This window comes from Citrobacter sp. wls708, assembly GCF_005281255.1.
Taxonomy (GTDB): domain Bacteria; phylum Pseudomonadota; class Gammaproteobacteria; order Enterobacterales; family Enterobacteriaceae; genus Citrobacter; species Citrobacter werkmanii.
In genome coordinates this window covers 1-22972 of sequence record NZ_SZXE01000023.1, presented here as the reverse complement: position 1 = coordinate 22972, position 22972 = coordinate 1, and the positions used below count along the sequence as shown (strand labels likewise).

Sequence of the window (22972 nt, the reverse complement as noted above, 5' to 3'; positions counted from 1 at the left end):
GAACATTCATAGAGCAAAAAATAAAACTCATAAAAACAATAAAATACAAAAATAGATTGCTACAAAGCATCCCGTTACGTTGTGAGTAATAGATGCTTTACGACGGAATCAGAAAAATCCACGCATTGCCTTCTTGATAAATTGATGTCAGTATCAATCAAAATAAATCATAATTTGATTCAACTTGAACCAACATGAAGGTAAATGCGATGAGTAAAGTAAAAAGCATCACGCGCGAATCATGGATTCTGAGCACATTCCCGGAGTGGGGAAGCTGGCTGAATGAAGAGATCGAACAGGAACAGGTCGCACCTGGCACCTTTGCTATGTGGTGGCTTGGCTGTACCGGAATTTGGCTAAAGTCGGAAGGCGGGACTAACGTCTGCGTCGATTTCTGGTGCGGAACAGGTAAGCAAAGTCACGGTAATCCGCTGATGAAAACCGGTCACCAGATGCAACGCATGGCGGGCGTGAAGAAACTGCAGCCAAACCTGCGTACTACGCCGTTTGTACTTGATCCGTTTGCGATTCGCCAGATCGATGCGGTGCTGGCTACGCACGATCATAACGATCACATCGACGTTAATGTCGCGGCTGCGGTCATGCAGAACTGCGCGGACGACGTGCCGTTTATTGGGCCACAAACCTGTGTGGATCTGTGGGTCGGCTGGGGCGTGCCGAAAGATCGCTGCATCGTGGTAAAACCCGGCGATGTGGTTAAAGTGAAAGATATTGAAATTCATGCGCTTGATGCTTTTGATCGTACCGCGTTGATTACTCTTCCCGCCGATCAGAAAGCGGCGGGCGTGCTGCCGGACGGTATGGACGCGCGCGCCGTTAACTATCTGTTCAAAACACCGGGCGGCACGCTGTATCACAGCGGCGACTCACACTACTCCAACTATTATGCCAAACACGGCAATGAGCATCAGATTGACGTCGCGCTCGGATCCTATGGCGAAAACCCGCGTGGCATTACCGACAAGATGACCAGCTCCGACATGCTGCGTATGGCCGAAGCGTTGAATACAAAAGTCGTCATCCCCTTCCATCATGACATCTGGTCTAATTTCCAGGCCGATCCTCAGGAGATTCGTGTGCTGTGGGAGATGAAAAAAGATCGGCTGAAGTATGGCTTTAAGCCATTCATCTGGCAGGTAGGTGGCAAATTCACCTGGCCGCTGGATAAAGATAACTTTGAATATCACTATCCACGCGGCTTTGATGACTGTTTCACGATTGAACCGGATCTACCGTTTAAATCCTTCTTGTGATTCACACCAAATGCCGGGCATAACCCGGCATTTTTTCCCCATTTACTTTAGTATTTCCAGGCTATTTCAAATATCATCTTTTCAAATCAATTTGTATCGGAATAGCTCATGACTGAAGCACAAAGACATCAAATATTGCTGGATATGCTGGCGCAGTTGGGCTTTGTTACCGTTGAGAACGTAATTGAGCGCCTGGGAATTTCCCCCGCCACAGCCCGCCGGGATATCAACAAACTCGACGAAAGCGGCAAACTCAAGAAAGTTCGTAACGGCGCAGAAGCCATCACGCAGCAGCGCCCGCGCTGGACGCCAATGAATCTGCATCAGGCGCAGAACCACGATGAAAAGGTTCGCATTGCCAAAGCGGCCTCTCAACTGGTGAATGCCGGTGAAAGCGTGGTGATCAACTGCGGATCGACCGCCTTCCTGCTCGGACGTGAAATGTGCGGCAAGCCAGTGCAGATCATCACTAATTATCTGCCGCTGGCGAACTATTTGATCGACCAGGAGCATGAGAGCGTGATCATCATGGGAGGACAATACAACAAAAGCCAATCTATCACGCTTAGCCCACAAGGTAGTGAAAATAGCCTGTATGCCGGGCACTGGATGTTCACCAGCGGCAAAGGGTTGACCGCAGATGGACTGTATAAAACCGATATGCTGACCGCGATGGCGGAGCAGAAGATGCTTAACGTGGTGGGCAAACTGGTGGTGTTGGTCGATAGCAGTAAGGTCGGTGAACGCGCGGGGATGCTGTTCAGCCGCGCCGATCAAATCGATATGCTGATCACCGGCAAAAATGCGGACCCTGAGATCCTGCAACAGCTCGAAGCTCAGGGTGTAAGCATTATGCGCGTTTAAAGGTGCTGGCGGAAAAACGTCACCGTCGCAGCCAGCGCTTCTGGCGTAATGCGGTGGCGTACGCCTGCTTCCCACAGACAGGTCAGGTTATTGTCCAGACCAGCCTGAATCAGCGCCTGCTGTAAGCGAAAAGTTTCAATAGCCGGTACCACATCATCTTCCTGCCCATGCCATAGTAGCAACGGTCTGTCGGCCAGGCGTGGCAACTGGTGCGTCACTTCCCATTCGGCCAGCGGCGCGATGAGGGCATCAAACGCAGCCTGCTGTTCTGGCGTCTGGACCAATAAAGGCGGAAAAAGCGTCTGCGCAAGCCGGGTAAAGTAGCCCGAACCCATCAGGCTGGCTACACATTTCACCTCGGGGTGACGAGCCATAATGCCCAGGGCCGTCATTCCCCCCATTGACGCTCCGCCTACGGCAAGCCGTTCATCTGACAGCCAATTTTCTGCCACCAGCGCCGCACGTAACGTCGAAAATTCCTGCATGTTTTGCTGCAATATGTGCCAAAAGCGGTATATCCGCCCCTGTGCGTCACCCTTGAAGCGGGCACCATGGTCTGGCGCATCTGGCATCACTACCCGGAATCCAGCCTGAGCCAGAGCAACGGCAAAATAGCTGTAGACCAGACTGGAAGATGTAAATCCGTGATAGAAAATAATACAGGGGAGTGAACATGCGCGTTTGCCAGCCGGAACGGCGTGCAGGACAGGGATACCCGCCAACTGTCGTGTTTCAATTTCGATCATTTGTCGCCTCTTTCTTTCTGGTATGCCACGCAGCAATACTTAACGCAAGCGAATGTGTTCGACAATGATTCATAATGTTGAGAACTGGGTTACGCTTTCGCAACATTTTCATTCGAAAATCGCGTGAGAGATAACAATTCGGGAACATTCCCCTAAAGGGAAATTAATAAGGCACTACACTATGGCTATCAGGAAACGAGATAGAGTTATGCGTCGGTTTGCCTCTTTGTTGCTGGTTTTATTTTTAAGCGCCTGTAGCGTGCTACAGGGAACGCCGCAACCCGCACCGCCCGTTGCCGACCACCCGCAGGAGATCCGCCGTAACCAGAGTAATGGGTTACAGCGAATAGGGACGGTTAGCGCGCTGGTAAGAGGCTCACCGGATGATGCGCTGGCTGAAATCCGCGACAAAGCCGTCGCGGCAAAAGCTGATTATTATGTGGTCTTATTAGTCGATGAGACCATTGTGACAGGCCAATGGTATTCACAAGCGATTTTGTATCGTAAATAACATTGGTTTGAAATTTAGTCAGCTTTACATTGCTTTGCGCCCCTATGCGTTTACCTGTGCACAATAAACCAACAGCAGGAAGCTTGAGGTTTATTATCGCGATGGAATGCCCTGCCGTGTGTAGGGGTACGAATAATGGAGCTGACGATGAAACAATCACTTGCCTTATCCTCACTGCTGCTTTCTACCGGACTGGTAGGTACTACGGCGCAGTCTGCCGAGTTCGCCAGTGCTGACTGTGTTACCGGCCTGAACGAAATAGGGCTGATATCCGTCAGTAACATTGCAGGAAATCCGCAGGATGTAGAACGTGTCGTTGCGTTAAAAGCGGATGAACAAGGTGCTTCATGGTATCGGATCATTCAAATGTATGAAGATCAGCACCCCGATAACTGGCGCGTCCAGGCCATACTCTATGCGTAACAGATTGCCGGATGGGGTAAACTTATCCGGCCTGCTTTAACGTAGGCATTATGATAAGACGCGCCAGCGTCGCCATCAGGCATATTATTACCGTAATCCTCCCGTTGCCCGTAGCAGCAGATCATTCTGTACCTGTTCAGACAACCGTCGTCCACCACGCGTATCCAACATCATCTGACACCAGGCCTGCGCCACTGGCGGAGAGGCATAGCGCAACATTTCCGCCCCGCAACCGAGCAGGAAAAGCTGCTGCGTAATCTCCCGTCCCAATTCTTCAATGGGTTTACGCAGGTGTTGCTGCAACTGACGAACCATCCGATCGTAATGACGATCCTGCCCTTTGACCTCGGCAAAGGCTTCGCTGAGCATATCGTAGATACCGGGTTGTTTTGCCAGCACCCGCAATACATCAAGACACATAATATTGCCGGAGCCTTCCCAGATACTGTTTACCGGCATCTCACGGTACAGACGTGGCAGCTCACTCTCCTCGCAGTAGCCAACCCCACCCAATACTTCCATCGCCTCAGCGACAAACGGCATCCCGCTTTTGCAGACAGAATATTTCGCCGCTGGCGTAAACAACCGAGCCCACAGCGCTTCTTTGGCATCAGCGCGGCGGTCCCAGGCCCGTGCCAGCCTAAACAGTAACGCAGTCTGGCCTTCCAGTTGGAGCGCCATTCGGCTTAAGACCTGACGCATCATCGGCTGTTCAATCAATGGCTTGCCAAATACCTGTCGTTGGTGCGCATGATAAATCGCCACGGAAAAGGCACGTCGCATCATGCTATGGCTACCGAGCGCACAGTCAAAACGCGTCATACCACCCATTTTCAGGATATGGCGTATACCTTCTCCTTCTTCGCCCAGCAGCCAGCCAATAGCATCGTGGAATTCGACTTCGCAGCTGGCATTGGAGCGGTTGCCTAACTTATCTTTCAGCCTCTCGAGACGGATAGCATTACGTTGACCATCGGGTAAAAATCGCGGTACAAAAAAGCAGGATAATCCCCCCTTTGCCTGCGCCAGCACCAAATGGGCATCGCTTTGTGGCACAGAGAAAAACCACTTATGTCCCACCAACCGATATGAGCCGTCTGCGAGGCGTTCCGCCTGGGTGGTATTGCTCAACACATCTGAGCCCCCCTGTTTCTCGGTCATTCCCATACCGATCAGCAGCCCACGCTTTTGCCCACCCGGCAATAAATGCGAGTCATAACGGTCACTTAGCAGCGGCGTAAACCAGTCGTGAAATTGTGAAGGTAGCATCTGCAGTAACAGCGGCGTGGCGGCAAAAGTCATGGTTACCGGACACAAAGTGCCTGCTTCCACCTGCGCATGCAGCATGAAACGCGCCGCGCGGGCAACAAATGTTCCCTGCCGCGCTTCGTCTTCCCAGGCAAGGTTATGCACGCGGTTGGCGCACAGCCCCTGCATCAGCAAATGCCAGGCAGGATGAAAACGCACATCGTCCAGTCGCTGCCCCTGCGGATCGTAGCGCAAAAGCTCGGGTGGAAAAGCATTAGCCAGGCGACCCAGTTCGAGCGACTCCGCGGTACCTAGCTGCTGGCCAATACTCGCCAACACATCGCTGTCCCAGCCCGCCCCTTCGCGGATAACCGCTTCGCACAGGGCGCCATCGGACAGGTATAAGTTGCTGTTATTGAGCGGTACAGGTTGGTTAAAAACGGTATGCGTTTGCCAGTGCATTGTGTTTCCCTCCGTCAATGGCCGTGGCCTTAAGTATGGCCAGCCAGACAAGAGAGTGCCTGGGATGAAGGTCACAAAAAAGCCATCCCAGGGGATGGCTTGAGAGAAATTGAGAATGAATTAGCCGCGCTGACGAACGGCCTCAAACAGGCAGATGCCGGTCGCGACTGAAACGTTTAGCGACGAAACGCTCCCTGCCATCGGGATACTGATCAGTTCGTCACAATGTTCGCGGGTCAGACGACGCATTCCTTCGCCTTCAGCCCCCATGACCAGCGCCATACGTCCGGTCATTTTGCTCTGATAGAGAGTATGGTCGGCTTCGCCAGCGGTGCCCACAATCCAGATATTCTCTTCCTGCAGCATACGCATCGTGCGCGCCAGGTTAGTTACGCGGATCAGCGGTACGCTTTCAGCCGCGCCACAGGCCACTTTTTTCGCCGTCGCATTCAACTGTGCGGAACGATCCTTCGGTACGATAACCGCATGTACACCAGCAGCATCCGCGCTACGCAGGCATGCGCCCAGGTTATGCGGATCGGTGACGCCATCGAGGATCAAAAAGAACGGCTGATCGAGCGCAGCAATCAGATCCGGCAGATCGTTCTCCTGATACTGACGACCCGGCTTCACGCGCGCAATAATCCCCTGATGTACCGCACCCTCGCTTTTCTCATCCAGGAACTGACGGTTAGCCAACTGAATGACAACGCCCTGCGCTTCCAGTGCATGGATCAACGGCAGCAGGCGTTTATCTTCACGGCCTTTGAGAATAAAGACGTCCTGGAAGCGCTCAGGCGCACGTTCCAGCAGAGCCTGCACCGCGTGGATGCCGTAAATCATTTCACTCATGAATGTACTCGTTAATAGTTTGTGCGTAACGCCGGGCAACATAATAGTTGCCCGACTTACCGTTTATGGCTGTTATTGTGCGACGTTCTTTTTCGCCGCACGTTTAGCTTTGGTGGCGGCAGCGATTTTACGCGTTTTTGCCGATGGCTTTTTCGCTTTTTTATCGCCTTTCTTCTCAGCCGTTTTTTTATCCGCCTGAGGTTTGGCTCTGCCTTTCTTCTCGCCGCGGAATGCGCTGTCCGGCTCGAAATTCACCTTTTTGCCCATTTGACGACGTTTACCGGTAGTTTTACCTGCATCGCCTTTTTTAGCTTTTTCGCGTGCGGTTTTGCCCTCATTGCGCGGCGCACGTTCGCTGGAGATCAAACTGAAATCGATTTTACGCTCGTCCATGTTGACCGCTTCCACGCGAACTTCCACACGATCGCCCAGGCGATACATCTGACCGCTTGACTCACCCGTCAGACGCTGCCCAACCTGGTCAAAGCGATAGTAGTCGTTATCCAGGGAGGAGACATGCACCAGACCGTCGATAAACAGTTCGTCAAGACGGACAAAGAAGCCAAACCCGGTCACGCTGGCAATTACGCCTTTAAAGACGTTACCCACCTGATCCAGCATGAAGTCACACTTCAGCCAGTCAGAGACGTCGCGCGTAGCTTCGTCAGCACGGCGTTCGGCCATCGAACAGTGCTGGCCCAGTTGCAGCATCTCTTCCATTGAATAATGATAGCCACCGGTTTCCGTGGTGTTGCCTTTATGGCCCTGCTCCTGCGCCAGCAAATATTTAATTGCACGGTGCAAAGAGAGATCCGGGTAACGACGAATCGGCGAGGTAAAGTGCGCATAAGATTGCAGCGCCAGACCAAAGTGACCCCGGTTTTCTGGATCGTAAATCGCCTGCTTCATCGAGCGCAGCAGCATAGTTTGCAGCATTTCCGCGTCAGGACGGTCGGCAATCGACTCCAGCAATTCAGCGTAATCGCGCGGCTCGGGTTTATTGCCGCCAGGCAGTTCCAGGCCCAGTTCGGCCAGTACGGAACGGAAGGAGGTAATCGCTTCGGTCGTCGGCTTATCGTGAATACGGAATAAGGCTGGCTCTTTGGCTTTCTCAACGAATCGCGCCGCTGAGATGTTCGCCATGATCATGCACTCTTCAATCAGCTTGTGCGCGTCGTTACGTTGCGTCTGTTCGATACGTTCAATACGACGTTCAGCGTTGAAAATAAACTTCGCTTCTTCACTTTCAAACGAGATACCGCCGCGTTCTTCCCGGGCTTTATCCAGCACTTTGTAGAGATTATGCAGCTCTTCAATATGTTTCACTAACGGCGCATACTGCTCGCGCAGTTCCTGATCGCCTTGCAGCATGTGCCAGACTTTGGTGTAGGTCAGACGCGCATGGGAGCTCATTACCGCTTCGTAGAATTTAAAGCCGGTTAACCGACCTTTCGACGAAATGGTCATTTCGCACACCATACACAGACGGTCTACCTGCGGGTTCAGCGAACACAATCCGTTAGACAGCACTTCCGGCAGCATCGGGACAACCTGCGACGGGAAGTAGACAGACGTGCCACGACTGCGCGCTTCCTGATCCAACGGAGTCGGCGGGCGGACGTAATAGCTTACGTCAGCAATCGCCACCCATAAACGCCAGCCGCCGCCGCGTTTCTTCTCGCAGTAAACCGCATCATCGAAGTCACGCGCATCTTCGCCATCAATAGTGACCAGCGGGAGATCGCGTAGATCAACACGTCCAACTTTCGCCTCTTCCGGCACTTCTTCTTTCAGCCCGGCAACCTGTTTTTCGACTGCCTGCGGCCAGATATACGGGATTTCATGGGTACGCAGGGCCATATCAACAGCCATGCTGGTGCCCATGTTGTCGCCCAATACTTCAACGATTTTACCCACAGCTTTGGTGCGACGGGTTGGACGCTGGGTCAGCTCAACCACGACCACAAAGCCCATACGCGCCCCCATCACCTCTTCCGGCGGAATAAGGATATCGAAACTCAGGCGGCTATCGTCCGGGACGACAAACCCAACCCCAGCATCGGTAAAGTAGCGGCCGACAATCTGGCTGGTTTTCGGCACCAGTACACGCACAATACGCGCTTCGCGACGACCTTTACGGTCCGCGCCCAGCGGCTGCGCCAGCACCTGATCGCCATGAATGCAGGTTTTCATCTGCTCGCTGGACAGGTACAGATCATCTTTGCGGCCTTCGACGCGCAGAAAGCCGTAGCCATCACGGTGGCCAATAACGGTACCTTTCAGCAGGTCAAGACGTTCCGGCAGCGCGTAGCACTGACGACGAGTGAAGACCAGTTGCCCGTCACGCTCCATCGCGCGCAGGCGACGACGCAGCGCTTCTTGCTGTTCTTCACCTTCAATGTTGAGTTCAGCGGCCAACTCATCGCGGTTGGCCGGTTTTTCACGTTTAGTTAAATGTTCGAGGATAAATTCCCGGCTCGGGATAGGGTTCGCGTATTTTTCAGCTTCGCGTTCCTGGAAAGGATCTTGTGACATCTCGGTTCCTCCGTTGTCATCTCTGATGAAGATTTTCGTCACTCCACCAGCAATAATTTATAAAGCGGTTGATTTTCTTCAACCAAATCAGCAAGTGTGTAGTTGTCCAGTTCCGTGAGAAAACTTTGCACTGCTTTAGAAAGCGCCTGTTTGAGTCGGCAGGCAGGGGTTATGTGGCAAAACTCGCTGCTACAGTTGACCAGCGATAAGGGTTCCAGCTCGCGAACCACATCACCAATACAAATATCCTTAGCGGGTTTACCCAGGCGGATACCGCCATTTTTTCCTCGAATAGCAGTAACAAAGCCCGCCCGGCTAAGTTGATTGATTATTTTGACCATATGATTACGGGACACGCCGTAGACTTCTGTCACCTCAGAAATACTGGTCATACGTCCTTCGGGAAGTGACGCCATGTAGATTAGCGCACGTAATCCGTAATCGGTGAAACTTGTTAACTGCACATCAACCTCAGGAAAAGGGATAAAACGGATAAACCTGGTGGTATTAATTATATTGATGATAAACCAGCCACCAGCCAGGTCGCTAATTTATTTCAGTTCGGGAAGGAAAAAAGCGAGGAACTTACGTGATTTTAAGCCGGATTCTAATGCAAAACGCCTCATCCGGCCTAAGATAGTGCAAGCGCAGCGCCATTCGACGCTACGCCATAACCAGAATTATGCGTCGAACGGGTCGCGCAGGATCATGGTTTCAGTACGGTCTGGGCCAGTTGAGATAATGTCAATCGGCACACCGGTCAGTTCTTCAATACGCTTGATGTAGTTCAGCGCCGCCTGCGGCAGACCACTACGTTCCTTCACGCCAAAGGTGGATTCAGACCAGCCTGGCATGGTTTCGTAAATCGGCTCGATACCTTTCCAGTCGTCAGCCGCCAGCGGGGTAGTCGTAACTTCACGGCCATCCGGCATACGGTAAGCGACACAGATTTTCACCTCTTTCAAACCGTCCAGTACGTCCAGTTTGGTCAGGCAGAAGCCAGACAGGGAGTTAATCTGTACTGCACGACGTACGGCAACGGAGTCCAGCCAACCGGTACGACGACGACGACCAGTGGTTGCGCCATACTCGTTACCTTGTTTGCACAGGAACTCGCCAACGTCATCAAACAGCTCTGTCGGGAACGGACCCGCGCCAACACGAGTAGAGTAAGCTTTGATGATACCCAGCACGTAATCCACATAACGTGGGCCCAGGCCGGAGCCAGTCGCCACGCCACCCGCGGTGGTGTTGGAGGAGGTGACGTACGGATAAGTACCGTGGTCGATATCCAGCAGCGTACCCTGCGCGCCTTCGAACATGACGAAATCGCCACGCTTACGCGCCTGGTCCAGCAGATCGGAAACATCAACAACCATAGAAGTCAGGATGTCGGCAATCGCCATCACATCATCCAGCACTTTCTGGTAGTCAACCGCTTCGACTTTATAGAAATTCACCAACTGGAAGTTGTGATATTCCATCACTTCTTTCAGTTTTTCAGCGAAGGTTGCTTTATCAAACAGATCGCCAACGCGCAGACCGCGACGAGCCACTTTATCTTCATAAGCCGGGCCGATACCGCGACCGGTAGTACCGATCGCTTTCTCGCCACGCGCTTTCTCACGAGCGTTATCCAACGCAACGTGATAATCAAGGATCAGCGGACAAGCTTCAGACAGCAGCAGGCGCTCGCGAACCGGGATACCACGATCTTCCAGCCCTTTCATTTCTTTCATCAGCGCGGACGGAGACAGTACAACACCGTTACCGATGATGCTGATGACATTCTCGCGAAGAATACCTGATGGAATAAGATGGAGGACGGTTTTTTCACCGTTGATTACGAGAGTATGGCCTGCGTTGTGTCCACCCTGGTAGCGCACAACATATTTAGCCCGTTCAGTCAGAAGATCGACGATCTTCCCTTTACCTTCGTCACCCCATTGGGTGCCCAGTACGACGACGTTGTTACCCATTTTTCAAAATCACCGTTTGCTTAAAAATGGATTCTACCACCGCTTTTTCAGATATACAGCACTTTTTGCATGCTAAAATCCGCAAATTAGGCTACTTATTGATCAGCCAATCGTTTTCCTCAACATGTAGTAGACCACAACGCCCGCAACCACAAGACCTCCACCAAAACGACGCAAAGTATTTTCGGGGAGTTGCGCCATCGCGGAGATCATTTTCTTCCATGCGCCGGGATAAAGCATCGGACCCAGGCCCTCCAGCACCAAAACCAGCGCGAGTGCCAGCCAAATTGTTGAATTCATCCATCGTCCTTATATAAAAAGAAAACCACCGCATCCCTGGGGACGCCGGTGGTTTTGCTGGTTTAAAACCGCTGAAACTATTTTAGCGTGTCGCGGTATTCGGTGTCTTCATGTAGCGGAAGAAATCGCTGTCCGGGCTCATGACCATCACGTCCTGGTTACCTTCGAAGCTCTTCTCATATGCACGCAGGCTACGAATGAAGGCGTAGAAGTCAGGATCCTGGCTGAACGCGTCGGCAAACAGTTTCGCGGCTTCTGCATCGCCTTCACCGCGCATAATGCGGCCCTGACGCTCAGATTCTGCCAGCGTTTTCGTTACTTCGTAATCCGCCGTTGCACGCAGTTTTTCCGCTTCTTCCTGACCTTGTGAACGATGGCGACGGGCTACCGCTTCACGCTCAGCGCGCATACGGTTATAGATAGCCTCAGAGACTTCCGCAGGCAGGTTGATTTGCTTAATACGCACGTCAACCACTTCGATCCCCAACGCCGCCATACTGTTCGGGTTGATGACCGGAACTTTACCGTTCGTTTCAGCCTGAACACGCTCAGCCGCTTCGGCAATCGCACTATCCGCCGCCGGCGTCGCGACTTCATCTTCCGTACCAGCAGAACCGGAGTTCAGCGCGTCACGGACTTCCAGAGTCAGACGACCACGGGAATCGGTAACGATGTCTTTCACGTCGAGACGACCGATTTCAGAACGCAGACGGTCAGAGAACTTACGTTTCAGCAGGACTTCTGCCTGAGAAACATCGCCACCGCCCGTTGCCAGGTAGTAACGGCTAAAGTCACTGATGCGCCACTTGATGTAGGAGTCAACGATCAGGTCTTTCTTCTCTTTGGTGACAAAGCGATCGGCCTGGTTGTCCATGGTCTGAATACGCGCATCCAGCATCTTCACTGATTCAATAAACGGAATCTTGAAGTGCAGGCCAGGTGCAACAACCAGCGGCTTGTTTTCATCGTCACGCAGAACTTTACCAAAGCGCAGCGTAATACCGCGCTCGCCTTCTTTGACCACAAAGACAGACATGAACAGAACTACCAGAACGATGATGATAATCGCAATAACTGACTTACGCATCGTTATTCCCCCTGACGCTGGTAGTCGTTACGCTGCGCGTTCGCGCGGCGTTGGTCCATAATATCGCCCTGACTGGTGGACGAGGTGTTGCTTGCTCCAGTGCTGGAGGTCGTCGCTGGCGGCAGACGCAGCAGGTTTGAACTGCTGTCACTCTTTGCTGCTGGCGCACTACCGCCTTTCAGCATTTGATCCAGCGGCAGAACCATCAGATTGCTGCCTTTATCGTTAACCAGGACTTTGCGGGTATTGCTCAGCACTTTTTCCATGGTCTCGATATACAAACGCTCGCGAGTAATTTGCGGCGCGGCTTTATATTCCGGCAGAATTTTCGCGAAGCGCGCCACTTCACCCTGAGCTTCCAGGATGGTTTGCGTTTTATAAGCACGCGCTTCTTCCAGAATACGCTGCGCCTGACCGTTCGCACGCGGCTGAACTTCGTTGGTGTACGCTTCCGCTTCACGGATGTACTGCTGTTCGTTTTCGCGCGCGGCAATCGCATCGTCAAACGCGGCTTTTACCTCTTCCGGCGGACGTGCGGCCTGGAAGTTGACGTCCAGCAGGGTGATACCCATGTTGTACGGACGGATCGTTTCTTCCAGTTCACGCTGGGTATCGCTACGAATAACGGTACGCCCTTCGGTCAGGATACGGTCCATAGTGTACTTCCCGATAACGCCACGCAGTGCGCTGTCGGTTGCCTGACGCAGGCTGTCATCCGCGCTGGTTACGCTAAACAGGTAACGCTGCGGATCGGTCACACGGTACTGCACGTTCATTTCAACGCGCACAACGTTTTCGTCAGATGTCAGCATGACGCCAGATGCGGCAAGTTCACGCACGGCTTCAACGTTGACCGGGGTCACTTCGTCGATAAAGGTCGGTTTCCAGTTCAGACCCGGCTCAACCAAATGGCTGAATTTACCGAAGCGTGTCACCACGCCGCGTTCCGCTTCTTTAATGGTGTAGAAACCGCTGGCCGCCCAGATTATGACGATAGCGGCCGCAGCGATAGTAAAGACCCGACCGCCCAGTTGCGGACGCGGGCCTTGCGATGAACTACCGCCGCCAGAACCAGTACCTTTACCGCCGCCCAGACCACCGAGCTTTTTGCTCAGTTTGCGGAAGATATCATCCAGATCGGGAGGTCCCTGATCGCGCCCACCTTTGTTTCCATTTCCCTCAGGGTTGCCGCCAGGTTTGCTGCTTCCCCACGGGTCGCGGTCTTGTCCGTTATTACCGGGCTGATTCCACGCCATTTTTGTGCTCCATATTTGTTATGCGATGCTATACCTGCGTCTTTTGTGCTGCCGATGCGTTGGCTACGCAAAATCCACAAGGTATAGAGGCGAAAAAATCTTCAGGCCATATCCGTCAGATCAGACAACATAGTCTTCCAGTGCCGGTTCTTGTTTACAGAGGCGACGCCAGTCTACGATCGGCATACGAACCTGCAGACCTACGCTGCCGTCCTCCTCCATCCACTCTTTTTCTATTGCCTGAAGTTGATAAAACCGACTTCTCAGACGCCCTTCCTGCGGCGGCAAACGCAACGTATGCTGCGCCACCTCACCGGAAAGCCGCTCAGTCAAAGCCTGAAAAAGCTGTGGTATACCTATTCCCGTTTGCGCTGAAACCCAAACGCGAATGGGTTTATTCTCTTCATCTCTGTCGATACGCGGTTCAAAGTCATCCAGCATATCGATTTTATTCATCACCAGCAGGGTCGGGATCTCATGCGCATCGATCTCCTCAAGCACCGTATCGACGGCCTCGATGTTTTCTTGCACACGAAAATCTGCTGCATCAATAACGTGCAGCAGCAATGTCGCCTGACGTGTTTCCTGCAAGGTGGCTTTAAATGCCGCCACCAGGTCGTGCGGTAAGTGACGGATAAACCCTACGGTATCCGCCAGCACGGTTTCACCGACATCCGCGACGTCGATCCGTCGCAGGGTCGGGTCCAGGGTCGCAAACAGTTGATCCGCTGCGTAGACCCGGGCTTCAGTTATCTGGTTGAACAGGGTGGATTTTCCGGCGTTGGTATATCCCACCAGTGATACGGTCGGGACATCCGCTTTCTTACGCGACTGTCGCCCCTGCTCACGTTGCTTTTCAACTTTTTCCAGGCGCGACTGTATCTGCAAAATGCGATTACGCAGCAAACGACGGTCGGTTTCGAGCTGGGTTTCACCCGGACCGCGCAAACCAATCCCGCCCTTTTGCCTTTCAAGGTGGGTCCAGCCACGGACCAAACGCGTAGCCATATGGCGCAGTTGCGCCAGCTCAACCTGCAACTTACCCTCATGGGTTCGAGCACGCTGGGCAAAAATATCCAGAATAAGACCAGTCCTGTCGATAACCAGACACTGGCACAATTGTTCCAGGTTACGTTCCTGGGCAGGGCTTAGAGCATGATCAAAAATCACCACCGCAGCGCCAGTCGCTTTTACGGCTTCGGCAATTTCGATTGCCTTGCCTTCACCAACAAAATACTTCGGGTGCGGTGCTTTACGGCTCCCGGTAATCACCTGCATTGCTTCGACACCGGCGGAAGAGACCAGAGATTCAAACTCCTGGAGGTCTTCCATATCTTTGTCTTGCGAAAAATAGATGTGTACCAGTACCGCCTGCTCACCGGCATCATAACGGTCAAACAAGCGTCAACCCCTTAATATGTATCAACGGGGAACGCAGGTTCGCTGGCTCCCCGTATGTAAAACAGCAATCAACCTTATTCGGTTTCTTCGCTGTCCTGTTGCGCAGATGAACCTTGCGCGTTGCTACCGTGATGGTAGTTGCTGCCAGTGCCGCCGGTGGCATTATTGCTGTGATGAGAAACCGGGCGAGACGGGACAACAGTAGAAATCGCGTGCTTATAAACCATCTGGCTGACCGTGTTTTTCAACAGGATCACGAACTGATCAAAAGACTCGATTTGACCTTGCAGCTTAATACCATTCACCAAATAAATAGAAACTGGAACACGTTCCCGACGCAGTGCGTTCAGGAACGGATCTTGTAAAGATTGCCCCTTAGCCATTCTCTCTTTTCCTTATATGCTTATTTGTACTTTGAACCTTTCGATTCTGAAAAATTGCGCACGATACGTTTCAATTGTACACATTCAGTTCGCGATAGCACCAACAACCTGTAATACTTCGTTTCGCGCCTGGTCAGGCTTTTCACTGTCAAGCCAGTGCACCCCTTCCCAACCACGCAACCAGGTCACCTGCCGCTTCGCCAACTGCCTCGTGGCGCAAACACCTCTATAAACCATTTCATCGTATGAAATTTCGCCTTCAATGTATGACCACATCTGGCGATACCCGACACAACGAATGGAAGGCAAATCCGTATGCAAATCTCCACGGGCAAAAAGCGCCCGGACTTCTGCTTCAAAACCTGAAGCTAACATCTGATGAAAACGCTGCTCAATTCGCTGATGGAGCAGTTCACGGCTCGCCGGGGCGATTGCAAACTGATGCACCTCATACGGCAAAGCATCTCCTGACGTTTGCGTCAGCTCCGTTAAAGTTTTACCCGAAATGAAAAAAACTTCCAGTGCCCGGGAAAGTCTTTGCGGATCATTTGGATGAATACGCGCGGCAGCTACGGGATCGATCTCCTGAAGCTGTCGGTGTAACGCATCCCACCCATGCTCTGCCGCCTGCTGCTCAATTCTGGCCCTGACGTCCGGGTCTGCCGACGGTAACGGCGACAGCCCTTCAAGCAAGGCTTTGAAATATAACATTGTGCCGCCCACCAGCAGCGGGATACGCCCCGCGGCGGTGATATCGGCCATCTCGGCTAACGCATCGCGGCGAAAATCCGCAGCAGAGTACGCTTGCGACGGATCGCGAATATCCAGTAATCGGTGCGGCGCGGCCTGTAATTCATCTGCATCAGGCTTGGCTGTACCGATATCCATCCCTTTGTAAATAAGGGCGGAATCAACGCTTATCAACTCTACAGGCAAAACTTTACGCAATTCAATTGCGAGCGCTGTTTTACCGGAGGCCGTTGGCCCCATTAAAAAAATCGCCTTTGGCAGGCTCGCCTTACGGGTATCACTCATGTTTCAGGGCATTCATTACCGAATGTAAATCAACAGGTTGTAACAGACCACCCGGCGGCGCCTTCACGAGTTGTGGGCAAAGCCGCTCAACATCCGCTAACAGCGTAATCGCCTGGGCCATGCTCCACTGCGGATGCTCGCTAATCAGGTTACGTGCAATCCACTGTGCAATATTGCCCGGCTCGAATACGGACTGCTGCGCCAGGTAGCCTATCAGTTCAGGAATCAAGATTTGTAAATTTTGTTGGCGTAAGGGTAAAGGCACTGCCCGGATGGTCACATGCTGCGCATCCAGTTGAAATTCAATGCCCAGATCGGCCAGTTGGCTCTGCCCTTTCTGCAGCGCCGCTTTTTCATCGGCGGTCACTTTTAGACGTAAAGGAATCAGTAATGGTTGGGCGCAAACAGCCCCCTGTCCCGGCGTTAATTGCGCCTGACGCAGCCAACGTTCCGCCACAGGTAATGCCAGTAACCGAATATGACCATCGCATTCGAGTAACGCACAGTCCGCACCGACAATCGTTAGCACCCGACCAAACCCCTGACTGTTGCCGGTCAGAGGAGCCGATGGCGCTTCAGATACCGGCGCTTTACGCGTTGGAACTGGCGTCTGCAGCAGTTGCTGATAAATCTCACCCTGCTGCTTTTGATATCCAGGCTGGGCATGAGGCCAGCTGGCGCCCGCCTGACGACCACCACCGCCAGCGGGGGCAGAGTAGCGAGGTGCAGCAGCTTCACGCGCCGGAGCGGGCTCGGCAAAATGGTTACGTCCGGCTGCAACGCGGTTTTCCGGGATGTGCCGTGGGGCAGGTTCGTCGTCATCAGCCAACGGCAGCGGCGTTTCAAGCTGCTGTTGCAGAACGCTCAATACGCCCTGGTAGATAAAATCATGCACCAGACGCGACTGATGGAAACGGACTTCATGCTTGGCGGGATGCACATTAACATCCACCTGATGCGGATCGATTTCCAGATATAAAACAAATGCCGGCTGCTGATCGGCGCCCAGCTTATCTTCACAGGCCTGGCGGATAGCGTGGTTGATCAGGCGGTCACGCATCATCCTGCCATTCACGTAACAGTACTGGATTTCCGCCAGCGCCGTCGTTGTGTGGTGAGGATCGGCTACCCAGCCCCGTAGCGTCAAATCGCCATGCTGCCATTCAATCGCCAGCGCATGTTCCAGAAACGGCATACCGCAAATCGCGCCCAGACGGCGCTCTTTTTGTCCATCCGCAGCCACTGCACGGTACTGACGCACCACTTTGCCATTGTGCGACAAATTAATCGTCACATCAAAACGCGCCAGCGCAATGCGGCGGATAATCTCATCGATATGATTAAATTCGGTTTTCTCGGTGCGCATAAACTTGCGCCGCGCCGGGGTGTTGTAGAACAGATCCAACACCTCCAGCGTGGTACCCACCGGATGCGCGGCGGGTTTAACCGTGACATCCATGTCGCGTCCTTCAGCATAGGCTTGCCAGGCTTCAGGCTGCTCTTGCGTGCGCGACGTCAGGGTTAAACGAGAGACCGAGCTAATACTGGCTAACGCTTCGCCGCGAAACCCAAGGCTCACGATGGCTTCGAGATCGTCAAGCGAGGCAATTTTACTGGTGGCATGACGCGCCAGCGCCAGCGCCAGCTCGTCTTTTTTAATCCCGCAGCCGTTGTCACGAATACGAATAAGCTTCGCGCCGCCGCGTTCGATATCAATATCAATACGCGTCGCGCCGGCATCGATACTGTTTTCCACCAGTTCTTTCACCACTGACGCAGGCCGTTCTACCACCTCGCCCGCGGCAATCTGGTTCGCCAACTGTGGCGGTAGAACCTGAATCGGCATGGCTAATCCTTAATTTGTTAACGTGTTGCCAGGCGACACGGCGCTGGCGGTTTGCGCCGGTGCGCCCTGCGGCCCGGTTTGCATCGGGTGCGACTGGAAATAGTTACGCAATCCTTTGTAAATCGCCTCGGCCAGTTGCTGCTGGTAATCATCGCTCGCCAACAGACGCTCTTCGCTGTTGTTACTGATAAAGCCAGTTTCAACCAGCACTGACGGGATATCCGGCGAACGCAATACGCCCAGGCTGGCATGTTCCGGCCGACGTTTATGCATTGAGCCAATACGTTCTAACTGACCGATCATGCTGGTCGCCACATCATACCCGACGCGTTGCGAATGACCGAACTGCAGATCCAGCACGGCCTGGCTGAGGTAAGGATCGGCCTGGCTGTTGGCCAGCACATCGCCCGCACCACCTAACAATTCTGATTGCTTCTCATGCTGTTCCAGCCAGCCAGCCATTTCACTATTCGCCCGGCGGTTTGACAGTACCCAGACGGAAGCGCCAGTGGCATCCCGGTTTGGCGCGGCGTCAGCATGAATCGAAACCAGGAAGTTGGCGTTTTGTTTACGCGCAACGTCGGAACGTCCCATGACCGAGATGAAGTAATCGCCATCGCGGGTGAGGACGCCTTTAAACATCGGGTCATCATTCAGCAAACTGCGTAGTTTACGCGCCACGGCAATCGTGACATTTTTCTCACGCGTACCGCCGGGACCAATTGCGCCGGGATCCTGTCCGCCATGCCCGGCATCAATGGCGATAACCACTTTGTCGCCGCTATTGGTGCTGGCGCGCGCCGCAGGTCGCGTGGACGTATTACTGCTGGTAACCGCCGTAGTGCGATCGTTTTCCGCTTTAAACGGATTACGTGCAGGCTCGGTAGGGCGCGGGGCGACAACCGGCGCTTCGACACGTTTCGCGACCACCGGAGGCGGTGGAGGCGGCGGTGGCGCATCGGCCTTGATGGTAAACACGACGGTATAATTACCGCCGTTCTGGCGTTTTACGGCATCGGCTTTGCCGTTCTCGGTTAAATCCACCAGCAGGCGCAGAGACTGCGCGTCTTTTGGCGTACCGGAACGGATAGATTTGACCAGATTATTACCGCTAAACAGCAACGGTAATCCCTGAATCACACCGGTTTGTTTAATATCCAGCGCGACGGTTCGTTTCCCATCCTGCGAAACGGCGTATTCAGGATCGCCGATAAAACTCAGCGTAATCCGCGCCTGTTGATCGCCGTTGGAAACCTGAAGATCGGAGAGGCTGGCGGCCCCTGCCTGCGCGCACAGCAGGACCAGGGTTGCCATCAGCCAGTTTCTGATGTGATAAATCATCCTGCCACCCTTAAGGTTAATCGGCTAAACGCGCCAGCAATAAATCACCCGATGAGGAGACTGCGCTTACGCGCGCCTCTCGACCTTGTGCCTGGTATTCGATGTGTATTTCGACGTCCGGGTCTGGCAGAACACCTTTACCTTGTTGCGGCCATTCCACCAGGCAGATGGCATCATTGGCAAAATAATCGCGGATCCCCATAAATTCCAGCTCCTCCGGGTCCGCAAGTCGATACAGATCGAAGTGATAAACCACCAAATTATCGAGCGAATAGGGTTCAACCAGCGTGTAAGTCGGGCTTTTGACATTACCTTTGTGGCCTAACGCCTGCAGGAATCCACGGCTAAAAGTGGTTTTGCCCGCTCCCAGGTCGCCGTACAAATAAATTACCGTCGCGCCGTCACAGGCTTTGGCTACCCGCAGTCCCAGGTCTAAAGTCGCCTGTTCATCAGGTAGTGGAATTACTCGATTCATCATGATAAACGTCAATCACATCAGGGTTAACAATACGCTGTAGCGTAGTAAAGAGATCGGTCGCCAGCATGCCGCGCGTACCAAAACGCGCAGCCAGCACATCCGCCGCCGCACCGTGCGCAACACATCCCGCACACGCTGCATCATACGGGGTAAGCTTCTGTCCGAGCAATGCGCCAATAATACCGGAAAGCACATCACCCATTCCGCCGCTGGCCATGCCTGCATTGCCGGTATCAATAATACCCAACTCAGCCGGTTCAGCAGCAACAACCGTACCCGCGCCTTTCAGCACTACCACGCCTCCGTACCGTTTTACCAGACGTTGTGCACAAAGTAAGCGATCGTCTTCAATTTCTGCAATGGAACAGCCCAGTAGTCGCGCGGCTTCTCCCGGATGCGGCGTGATCACGCGATTGTGACGTTTATCGGGGTTGATTGCCAGCAGGTTGAGCGCATCGGCATCCCAGAGCATCGGTTTGCGAAAATTCTCGACCTTTTGCAGCGCTTTTTTGCCCCATTCCTGCTGACCAAGCCCAGGACCAATGACCACAACATCCGCCCACGCCAGGCTTTCATCCAGAGTCTGCGGCGTTAGCGTATCAACCATCAGTTCCGGCCTGGCGGTCAGAATCGGAGCGATGTTTTCACTGCGAGTCAGCACTTTGACCAGCCCGGCTCCTGCACGCAGCGCCGCTTCACCGGCCATACGTATTGCGCCTGCCGTCCCGTGGTCCCCGCCGATAATCACCAGCCGACCGTGGGAACCTTTGTGCGAGGTAGGTCGGCGTGGCGTCAGCCAGTTCGCAAGCTGTAGAGCATCAAAACGTTGAATTGGCGCATCCTGCCCAGCCAGCCAGTCGTCCAGCCCAAGCGCGTTAACATGCAGGCGTCCGGTGACATCGCGCGCTTTACCGGTTAACAGGCCTGGTTTGAGCGCAATAAAGGTGACGGTATGCGCCGCATTGAGGACCGCACCCGGTGTCGCCCCTGTTTGTGCCAGCAGGCCGGAAGGAATATCTATCGCCACGATGGGGGCTGGGTAAGTATTGGCACGTTCAATCAATACCGAGAGAGCCTCACGCGGCGCGTGTTTTAAGCCAGTCCCTGACAGCGCGTCGATGATGACGTCCACGCTACCAGGCCAGGTGATATCCGCAGCATGAATGACGCCACCGGCGTTAAGCCAGGCATCGCGCGCCTGCTGTGCTTCCTCCGGGAGCGGTTTGTCACTCTCTTGCGCCAGCAGCGTGACCTCAAGTCCCTGCGCTTTGGCAAGCCTTGCCACTACGTAGCCATCGCCGCCGTTGTTGCCATGACCGCACAGCACCAGCCAGTGTTGAGCGTGCGGATAGGCTTCGCGGGCGACCTGAAACGCGGCCTCTCCCGCCCGTTGCATCAGTTCGTACAACGTCAGCCCTAAGCTGTCTGCCGCCTCTCGCTCCATCCGCCTGATGTCATCGGCGTACCAGATGGAGTGTGGTATACTTGCGGGGTTTTTCTTCATTTTATGGTCCGTCATGTCAGAGCCCCTCGATCTCAATCAGTTAGCGCAAAATATTAAGCAGTGGGGGCTGGAGCTTGGCTTTCAGCAGGTCGGTATTGCCGATACCGACCTCAGCGAAGCGGAGCCCAAACTGCAGGCCTGGCTGGATCAACACTATCACGGCGAGATGGACTGGATGGCCCGTCACGGCATGATGCGCGCCCGACCTCACGAATTATTGCCCGGTACGCTACGTGTCATCAGCGTACGTATGAACTATCTCCCTGCCAAGGCGGCCTTTGCCAGCACGTTGAAAAACCCCTCTCTGGGTTACGTCAGTCGCTACGCGCTTGGGCGCGACTACCATAAGCTGCTGCGTAACCGCTTAAAAAAGCTGGGCGAGATGATTCAACAACACTGCGTTTCGCTGAATTTTAGACCTTTTGTCGATTCCGCGCCCATTCTTGAGCGTCCGCTGGCGGAAAAAGCCGGGCTTGGCTGGACAGGTAAGCACTCACTTATCCTTAATCGCGAAGCCGGTTCATTTTTCTTCCTTGGTGAATTACTGATCGACTTGCCCTTGCCGGTCGATAAGCCAGTAGAAGAAGGATGCGGGAAATGTGTCGCCTGTATGACCATCTGTCCCACCGGGGCCATCGTTGAACCCTACACCGTAGATGCGCGCCGTTGTATCTCTTATCTCACTATCGAACTGGAAGGCGCTATCCCTGAAGCGTTTCGTCCTTTGTTGGGGAATCGCATTTACGGCTGCGATGATTGTCAGCTCATTTGTCCCTGGAACCGCTATTCGCAGTTGACGGTCGAGGATGACTTTAGCCCACGCAAGCAGCTTCATGCTCCGGAGTTAATAGAGCTGTTTAGCTGGAGCGAAGCGTGGTTTTTAAAAGTCACTGAGGGGTCTGCCATTCGTCGTATTGGTCATCTGCGCTGGCTGCGAAATATCGCTGTTGCGTTGGGCAATGCACCCTGGGATGAAGCCGTAATTAACGCTCTGGAAAACCGTAGAGGTGAGCACCCACTTCTCGACGAACACATAGAGTGGGCGGTTGCTCAGCAAATTGAGAAGCGAAACGCCTGCGTAGTTGAGGTGCAGTTGCCGAAGAAACAACGTTTAGTCAGGGTCATCGAAAAGGGTCTACCGCGCGATGCTTAAGTCATCCACAGCTTGTGTATAAAAATAAAAACACATTGATATTCAAGAGGGAAAAAATCGTCAAGTGATCGCATTAACAATTTGAAATGATAATTAATCCAGTAATTTCAATGTGTTAAAATGATACTATTAACCAGGCGAAGTTTTTTGCATTCCAGGAATAATACCCGGACCTGTGGATAAGTCTGTTTACAAGAGTATGTCAACGACGAAACAAAACGTCCCCAACGCGATTCTTCGTTGTGGATATTTTTTTTGAGGTAAGAATTTGGAGCGGGAAACGAGACTCGAACT

The 22972-nt window shown here is 53.3% G+C and carries 21 protein-coding genes; 5 read left to right on the top strand and 16 right to left on the bottom strand.

From position 1 onward, the window contains the following. Nucleotides 1-209 precede the first annotated feature (209 nt). Both ulaG and ulaR read left to right on the top strand, forming a co-directional pair. Nucleotides 210-1274 carry an L-ascorbate 6-phosphate lactonase gene (gene ulaG, locus FDW97_RS15680; RefSeq protein ID WP_038636551.1) on the top strand — a complete coding sequence of 355 codons (1065 nt, stop codon included), beginning with the start codon at nt 210-212 and terminating at the stop codon, nt 1272-1274. Nucleotides 1275-1382: 108 nt separating this feature from the next. Continuing rightward, on the top strand, nt 1383-2138 hold the full coding sequence (gene ulaR, locus FDW97_RS15675) for an HTH-type transcriptional regulator UlaR (RefSeq protein WP_006686325.1): 756 nt from the start codon (nt 1383-1385) through the stop codon (nt 2136-2138). On the opposite strand, the gene yjfP is transcribed toward ulaR, so the two are convergent. After that, a complete protein-coding gene (yjfP, locus tag FDW97_RS15670; protein WP_085048467.1) occupies nt 2135-2884 on the bottom strand; it encodes an esterase in 750 nt (249 codons plus the stop codon). The genes ulaR and yjfP overlap by 4 nt on opposite strands. A gap of 181 nt (nt 2885-3065) precedes the next feature. Between yjfP and bsmA the strand changes: the two genes are divergently transcribed. Together bsmA and yjfN are read left to right on the top strand one after the other, a co-directional pair. Then, complete coding sequence (bsmA, locus tag FDW97_RS15665; protein ID WP_038636544.1) at nt 3066-3395, top strand: biofilm peroxide resistance protein BsmA; 330 nt, start codon at nt 3066-3068, stop codon at nt 3393-3395. 147 nt (nt 3396-3542) lie between these two features. Beyond that, entirely contained in the window at nt 3543-3818 is a 276-nt protein-coding gene (gene yjfN / locus FDW97_RS15660) for a DUF1471 family protease activator YjfN (protein WP_077223936.1), read from the top strand. An 87-nt stretch (nt 3819-3905) separates the two neighbouring features. Here the strand turns inward: yjfN and FDW97_RS15655 are convergent, their stop codons facing one another. From FDW97_RS15655 to nnr, 15 genes are all read right to left on the bottom strand, one after another. After that, nucleotides 3906-5528, bottom strand: a complete 1623-nt coding sequence (locus tag FDW97_RS15655; RefSeq protein ID WP_137351288.1) for an isovaleryl-CoA dehydrogenase — start codon at nt 5526-5528, stop codon at nt 3906-3908. A 120-nt stretch (nt 5529-5648) separates the two neighbouring features. Next, nucleotides 5649-6380 (bottom strand): 23S rRNA (guanosine(2251)-2'-O)-methyltransferase RlmB, encoded by a 732-nt coding sequence (rlmB, locus tag FDW97_RS15650; protein ID WP_038636534.1) that lies wholly within the window; start codon nt 6378-6380, stop codon nt 5649-5651. A 72-nt stretch (nt 6381-6452) separates the two neighbouring features. Then, the gene (rnr, locus tag FDW97_RS15645) at nt 6453-8915 is read right to left on the bottom strand and encodes a ribonuclease R (RefSeq protein ID WP_038636531.1); all 2463 of its coding nucleotides are present in this window, start codon (nt 8913-8915) and stop codon (nt 6453-6455) included. A gap of 38 nt (nt 8916-8953) precedes the next feature. Next, nucleotides 8954-9379, bottom strand: a complete 426-nt coding sequence (gene nsrR, locus FDW97_RS15640) for a nitric oxide-sensing transcriptional repressor NsrR (protein WP_038636528.1) — start codon at nt 9377-9379, stop codon at nt 8954-8956. 216 nt (nt 9380-9595) lie between these two features. Beyond that, a complete protein-coding gene (gene purA, locus FDW97_RS15635) occupies nt 9596-10894 on the bottom strand; it encodes an adenylosuccinate synthase (protein WP_003025606.1) in 1299 nt (432 codons plus the stop codon). Between the two features lie 102 nt (nt 10895-10996). After that, complete coding sequence (locus FDW97_RS15630; RefSeq protein ID WP_085048470.1) at nt 10997-11194, bottom strand: DUF2065 domain-containing protein; 198 nt, start codon at nt 11192-11194, stop codon at nt 10997-10999. An 82-nt stretch (nt 11195-11276) separates the two neighbouring features. Continuing rightward, entirely contained in the window at nt 11277-12281 is a 1005-nt protein-coding gene (gene hflC / locus FDW97_RS15625) for a protease modulator HflC (RefSeq protein ID WP_003830491.1), read from the bottom strand. A 2-nt stretch (nt 12282-12283) separates the two neighbouring features. Beyond that, a complete protein-coding gene (gene hflK, locus FDW97_RS15620) occupies nt 12284-13537 on the bottom strand; it encodes an FtsH protease activity modulator HflK (protein WP_069324734.1) in 1254 nt (417 codons plus the stop codon). Nucleotides 13538-13657: 120 nt separating this feature from the next. Next, nucleotides 13658-14938, bottom strand: coding sequence for a ribosome rescue GTPase HflX (gene hflX / locus FDW97_RS15615; RefSeq protein WP_003025589.1), 1281 nt, complete (start codon nt 14936-14938; stop codon nt 13658-13660). 74 nt (nt 14939-15012) lie between these two features. After that, entirely contained in the window at nt 15013-15321 is a 309-nt protein-coding gene (gene hfq / locus FDW97_RS15610; protein ID WP_003025584.1) for an RNA chaperone Hfq, read from the bottom strand. Nucleotides 15322-15405: 84 nt separating this feature from the next. Next, a complete protein-coding gene (miaA, locus tag FDW97_RS15605; RefSeq protein WP_038636521.1) occupies nt 15406-16356 on the bottom strand; it encodes a tRNA (adenosine(37)-N6)-dimethylallyltransferase MiaA in 951 nt (316 codons plus the stop codon). Next, the gene (gene mutL / locus FDW97_RS15600; protein ID WP_137346741.1) at nt 16349-18202 is read right to left on the bottom strand and encodes a DNA mismatch repair endonuclease MutL; all 1854 of its coding nucleotides are present in this window, start codon (nt 18200-18202) and stop codon (nt 16349-16351) included. The genes miaA and mutL overlap by 8 nt, the downstream gene beginning before the upstream one ends. Nucleotides 18203-18211: 9 nt before the next feature. Next, complete coding sequence (amiB, locus tag FDW97_RS15595; RefSeq protein WP_137351287.1) at nt 18212-19543, bottom strand: N-acetylmuramoyl-L-alanine amidase AmiB; 1332 nt, start codon at nt 19541-19543, stop codon at nt 18212-18214. A gap of 16 nt (nt 19544-19559) precedes the next feature. Next, on the bottom strand, nt 19560-20021 hold the full coding sequence (tsaE, locus tag FDW97_RS15590; RefSeq protein ID WP_137351286.1) for a tRNA (adenosine(37)-N6)-threonylcarbamoyltransferase complex ATPase subunit type 1 TsaE: 462 nt from the start codon (nt 20019-20021) through the stop codon (nt 19560-19562). After that, nucleotides 19993-21540 carry a bifunctional ADP-dependent NAD(P)H-hydrate dehydratase/NAD(P)H-hydrate epimerase gene (gene nnr, locus FDW97_RS15585; protein WP_137351285.1) on the bottom strand — a complete coding sequence of 516 codons (1548 nt, stop codon included), beginning with the start codon at nt 21538-21540 and terminating at the stop codon, nt 19993-19995. The genes tsaE and nnr overlap by 29 nt, the downstream gene beginning before the upstream one ends. Between nnr and queG the strand changes: the two genes are divergently transcribed. Then, complete coding sequence (gene queG, locus FDW97_RS15580; protein ID WP_085048474.1) at nt 21539-22678, top strand: tRNA epoxyqueuosine(34) reductase QueG; 1140 nt, start codon at nt 21539-21541, stop codon at nt 22676-22678. The two genes, nnr and queG, sit on opposite strands and share 2 nt — an antisense overlap. The last annotated feature ends 294 nt before the right edge of the window (nt 22679-22972 follow it).